General features: G+C 61.4%; 5 protein-coding genes. 4 read left to right on the top strand and 1 reads right to left on the bottom strand.

Annotated elements, in window-relative coordinates:
- Positions 1–30 precede the first annotated feature (30 nt).
- Entirely contained in the window at positions 31–303 is a 273-nt protein-coding gene (locus HX817_RS16205; RefSeq protein ID WP_003217129.1) for a DUF1652 domain-containing protein, read from the bottom strand.
- 261 nt (positions 304–564) lie between these two features.
- Here HX817_RS16205 and HX817_RS16200 point away from each other — a divergent pair, with 261 nt between their 5' ends.
- From HX817_RS16200 to HX817_RS16185, 4 genes are read left to right on the top strand one after another with little or no spacing between them, the layout of a single operon-like run.
- On the top strand, positions 565–1,380 hold the full coding sequence (locus tag HX817_RS16200) for an AraC family transcriptional regulator (RefSeq protein ID WP_177040578.1): 816 nt from the start codon (positions 565–567) through the stop codon (positions 1,378–1,380).
- Between the two features lie 49 nt (positions 1,381–1,429).
- Entirely contained in the window at positions 1,430–2,836 is a 1,407-nt protein-coding gene (locus HX817_RS16195; RefSeq protein WP_177040577.1) for an FAD-binding oxidoreductase, read from the top strand.
- A gap of 27 nt (positions 2,837–2,863) precedes the next feature.
- Positions 2,864–3,205 (top strand): cupin domain-containing protein, encoded by a 342-nt coding sequence (locus HX817_RS16190; RefSeq protein ID WP_003217122.1) that lies wholly within the window; start codon positions 2,864–2,866, stop codon positions 3,203–3,205.
- 60 nt (positions 3,206–3,265) lie between these two features.
- Positions 3,266–4,345, top strand: a complete 1,080-nt coding sequence (locus tag HX817_RS16185; RefSeq protein ID WP_010169417.1) for a polyamine ABC transporter substrate-binding protein — start codon at positions 3,266–3,268, stop codon at positions 4,343–4,345.
- The last annotated feature ends 21 nt before the right edge of the window (positions 4,346–4,366 follow it).

The following is a 4,366-nucleotide window of genomic DNA, read 5'->3' as shown; positions in this document are numbered from 1 at the left end:
CCCTCGCCACAGGATACCTGCGTTGCCAGATCAAGCCCGCAGCGACAGCGGCGGCACAAACGACTCCAGTTCATCCTCAACCGCCTCGATGATCCGCTCCACGTCAGCAGCGTTCATCACCGTGGCGCAAGGGATACCGGCAATTGCAATCAGGGTTTCCCCGCTGGCGCGGTCGAACAGGCGGGCGATCATACTGCCGGGAGCATCCATGCTCGCCTCAAAGCCCATGGGATGAAAGTGCCAGCGCATCAACTGGCAGGCGTTGGGGAATGTCACTTTGTTCATGTTGCCCACCTTGTTCATTGAGCGCTTCCTTTAGCTCGCTGCAGGGGCGCCATGACCGTCACTGGTCCTGGCCGTCGTGAGCACTAAAAATAGCATTCGTTCGCATCGGGCATGGGAGTTTTTTCGTCCCGTCCGGCAGTTGTTTTCAATAACGTTGATATGGGTCACGTGCTGCGTGGTATTAAGCGAAAGGCCATTAGTCGGAAATATCAAATGGCCGTTGAGCGGGTACGGGCAGTTGGGCAAGCTGCCTCTTTTTTCACCGGCGTAGAGCGCTCAATGCAAGACATCATTCCGGATGACTCCCAGAAAACCCAAGCTACGGCCAAGCTGGTACTGCGTCACCATCTGTGCTGGCGGGATCGGGACCTGGATGGAGTGATGTCGTACTACCATCCGGACATCCAGTACCACGATTTCTTCCAGAACCGCGTGGTGGGTGCCGGCGAGCTGCGCGAATACCTGCAAGCCAGCATGCCCCGTGGCGCCGACGAAGCGATCGAACACACCGACCGCATCCGCGCCGACGGCGACACCGCGTTCATCCAATACCGCATCACCTTGCGTGGCGGCCAGGGCCTGGTGTCGTTTCGCACCAGCGAAGCGATTACCGTGCGCGATGGCTTGATCTGGCGGGTCAACGAGTACGCCTCCCTGGTCCACGAGCAGTCTGCCAGCCGCCGCGAGACCACACGCCCGACCGTCAGCCGCCTGGGCCTGTCGCCGCAGCAACTGAGCTACATGGCCAACGACCTGCAACAGTACTTCGAGCGCCAGCAACCCTATCTGGACCCCGAACTGGACCTGCAACGGGTGGCGAAGGAGTGCGGGTACAGCCGCAACCAGATTTCCTACCTGTTGAACCAGGTGCTGGGGCAAAGTTTTTATCGCTACGTCAACCAGGCACGCCTCCAGCATTTGCTGGCTGCACTGGAAATGGCCGCGCCGCCGATCCGCATCGACGAACTGGCGTTTGCCGCCGGCTTCAATTCGACGTCTGCGTTCTACAGCAGCTTCCGCCAGCACACCGGCCAGTCGCCCAAGGCCTACGCCAAACAAATTTCCCTGCGTGCACGCGCGCAAGACAGCCCCTGAGGCCAGGCTCTAGGATCACTGCCATCGAAGTGTGGTGGTGGAGCTTGGCATGCCTGCATGGCGCAATATCAGTTTATGGATGGACCAGCTGGACGAGCCGCTGCTGGCACGCGCGTCCCTGGAGCAGGACCTGGACGTCAACGTGGCCATCATCGGCGCCGGCTACACCGGGCTCTGGACCGCGTATTACCTGAAGCGCCAGGCGCCCGAGCTGAAAATCGCAATCATCGAGGCGCAAACCGCCGGGTTCGGTGCCTCGGGCCGTAACGGCGGCTGGCTGATGGGCAACCTGCTGGGAGAGGACCGCCTGTTGGCCGGCCTGACCCCGGAACAGCGCCGGGCCTCGTTCGACCTGCTGCACGCCATCCCCGACGAAGTCGCGCAAGTGATCGAGCGCGAAGGCATCGACTGCGACTACCGCAAGGGTGGTGTGCTGTATTGCGCCGCGCGCTACCCCGAACAGGAAGCCACCCTGCGTGCGTACCTGGCCAAACTTCACAGCCAGGGCCTGACCGACGACGATTACCGTTGGCTTGGCCCGCAACAACTGGCCGAGCAGATCCGTATCGCCAAGCCTTATGGCGGCATCTATGCACCCCACGTTGCCACGATTCACCCGGCCAAGCTGGTGCGCGGCCTGGCGCGGTTGGTGGAGCGGATGGGCGTCAAGATCTACGAAAACAGTCCCGTCACCCATTGGCAGTCCGGCAGCCTGCGCACGGACAAAGCCTCGGTGCGCGCCTCCTGGGTGGTGCCGGCAGTGGAAGGGTATGCCACCACGCTGGCTCCGCTGGGGCGCTATCAGTTGCCGGTGCAAAGCCTGATCGTTGCCACCGAGCCGTTGCCGGCCAGCACTTGGGACGAGATCGGCCTGAATCGTGGCCAGGCGTTCGGCGAGAGCAGCCGGCAAGTGACTTACGGCCAGCGTTCGGAGGACAACCGCCTGGTGTTCGGCGCTCGCGGGGGGTATCAGTTTGCCGGCAAGTTGCGACACAACTTCGATCTCACCGACAGCGAAGTCGAACTGCGTCGCTACCTGTTCGGCGAACTGTTCCCGCAGCTCAAGAAAGTCCGGATCACCCACGCCTGGGGCGGCAACCTGGGCATGTCCCGGCGCTTCAAGCCGCACATGCTCTGCGATCACGCGGCAGGCATCGCCCTGGCCGGTGGTTACGGCGGCGAGGGCGTAGGCGCCAGCAACCTCGGTGGCCGCACCCTGGCGGACTTGATCCTGGGGCTCGATACGCCGTTGGTTCGCCAGCCATGGGTGATTCAGCCGGGCCGGCTGGACGGGCTCAAGGCCTGGGAACCGGAACCCTGCCGCTGGCTGGGCTACAACGCGATCATCCGCAGTTTTGTGCATGAGGACCAGGTGTTGGCCAACCCCAATACCGCCCCGTGGCGCCGCAAACTGGCCAGCGGGGTTGCCGGGTTCATGGAAGGTTTCATGCACTGAGTCGTTTCAATCACCACAGGTATGAACATGAGCATTACCCAGTTCAAAGACACACTCAGCGCCCATTTGCCGGACTCCTCGCCCGTCGCCGTGCCACTGGGCACACCGGTCGCGGTGGCCTCGACCTTGAGCGTGGAACGTAGCGACGGCGTCGAAACCGGCATCTGGGAATGCACGCCCGGGCGCTGGCGCCGGCAGATCAAAGCCCAGGAGTTTTGCCACTTTATCCAGGGACGCTGCACCTTCACCCCCGACAACGGGGAAATGCTCCACATAGAAGCCGGCGACGCACTGATGTTGCCGGCCAACAGCACCGGTATCTGGGACATCCAGGAAACCGTGCGCAAGACCTATGTATTGATCCTCTGATTCTTTGATCTTTGATCGCCTGCCATAAAAACAGCCCTAAAACCGCCAGGAAATCGAACCATGAGACCCATTGCCCTGTTGCCGCTGGTATTCGTCGCCACCCTCAGCCAAGCCGCCGAGACGGTGAAGATCTACAACTGGTCGGACTATATCGCCCCCGACACCACCAAGAACTTCCAGAAAGAAACCGGCATCGGTTTCACCTACGACGTGTACGACAGCAACGAAACCCTCGACGGCAAGTTGATGACCGGCAAATCCGGCTATGACGTGGTGTTCCCCTCCAACCACTTCATGGCCCGGCAGATCCAGGGCGGGGCGCTGAAGAAACTCGACAAGAGCCAGTTGCCCAACTGGAAGAACCTCAACCCGGTGCTGCTCAAGGCCCTGGAAAACAACGACCCGGGCAACGCCCACGGCTTCCCGTACCTGTGGGGCAGCACTGGTATCGGCTACAACATCGACAAGGTCAAGGCGGTACTCGGCGACAACGCCCCAGTGGATTCCTGGGACCTGATCTTCAAGCCCGAGAACATGCAAAAACTGCAGAAGTGTGGCGTCGCCATCCTCGACAACGGCCCGGAGCTGCTGCCGGCGGCGCTCAACTACCTGGGCCTGCCGCACCACAGCAAGAAGGCGGAAGACTACAAAAAGGCCGAGGACCTGCTGATGAAAGTGCGGCCATACGTAGCGTATTTCCATTCCTCGAAATACACCGCCGACCTGGCCAATGGTGACATCTGCGTGGCCGTCGGCTTCTCCGGCGACATCCTCCAGGCTGAGAGCCGCGCCAAGGAAGCCAAGAATGGCGTGAATATCGGCTACAACATTCCCAAGGAAGGCGCCGCCATCTGGTTCGACATGGTCGCCATGCCCGCCGATGCCCCGGATGAAAAAGCCGGCTATGCGTTCATGAACTACCTGCTGCGCCCGGAAGTGATGGCCAGCATCACCAACTACGTGCACTACGCCAACGGCAATGCCGCGGCGGACAGCCTGGTGGACCCGGCAATCAAGAGCGACACCAAGGTGTACCCAAGTCCGGAAATGATGGGCAAGTTGTTCGCACTGGAAGCAATGCCACTGAACATCGACCGGATTCGTACGCGGGTGTGGAACACCATTCGTACCGGGCGTTGATGATCGTTCCCACGCTCCGCG

Origin of the sequence: Pseudomonas sp. C6002 (assembly GCF_013385805.1) — a bacterium.
Classification (GTDB): domain Bacteria; phylum Pseudomonadota; class Gammaproteobacteria; order Pseudomonadales; family Pseudomonadaceae; genus Aquipseudomonas.
This window is presented reverse-complemented; position numbering and strand designations above follow the sequence as displayed.